General features: G+C 50.1%; 1 protein-coding gene and 2 tRNA genes. All 3 read right to left on the reverse strand.

Annotated features, from left to right (window positions below):
- The coding region (locus EPE01S_RS23230) for a GTP-binding protein (RefSeq protein ID WP_255210185.1) at positions 1 to 159 on the reverse strand (159 nt) is incomplete at its 3' end.
- 114 nt (positions 160 to 273) lie between these two features.
- Positions 274 to 349: transfer RNA gene (locus tag EPE01S_RS22680), tRNA-Thr, on the reverse strand.
- A gap of 6 nt (positions 350 to 355) precedes the next feature.
- Positions 356 to 430 (reverse strand) — tRNA-Gly (locus tag EPE01S_RS22685).
- Positions 431 to 643: the final 213 nt, after the last annotated feature.

A 643-nucleotide genomic window follows, 5' to 3' on the forward strand; every position in this document is an offset into this window, starting at 1 on the left:
CGCGTTGTCGATCTGATCGAACGCACGAGCAGAGCCACCGTAGGTTTTAGCCAGAACGGTAGTAATAGCAGCAGTCAGGGTAGTTTTGCCGTGGTCAACGTGGCCGATAGTACCAACGTTGACGTGCGGTTTGGAACGTTCAAATTTTTCTTTAGACATCGCTTGTCCCTCTAAGACACGGATTAATCGGTGATATCACCACATCAACCAGGCATTGCCTGAATCGTTGAATTTTAATGCACAGAGATGAAGCAGGGAGGGAGATTTTGAAAGTGGTGCTGATACCCAGAGTCGAACTGGGGACCTCACCCTTACCAAGGGTGCGCTCTACCAACTGAGCCATATCAGCACGGCTTGGAGCGGGCAGCGGGAATCGAACCCGCATCATCAGCTTGGAAGGCTGAGGTAATAGCCATTATACGATGCCCGCATCCTGGAACTCGGCTACCTGTTCTGTCTGTAGCTTGTGAACAACTCAGAAAAAGCTTTCTTCGTTGCTCTAGTCAACACGCGTTTGCCTGATGACCCTGACTGTGCTTGAGCTCAGTCTGAAATCGTGATGAACAACCTTGTGGTGGTTGCCATCTTTCCGGTCGAGAGGTTTATTTCTCTGCCGGTTTCAACTCCTGACTGCTGAGTCAAA

It is taken from the genome of Erwinia persicina NBRC 102418, assembly GCF_001571305.1.
Lineage (GTDB): Bacteria > Pseudomonadota > Gammaproteobacteria > Enterobacterales > Enterobacteriaceae > Erwinia > Erwinia persicina.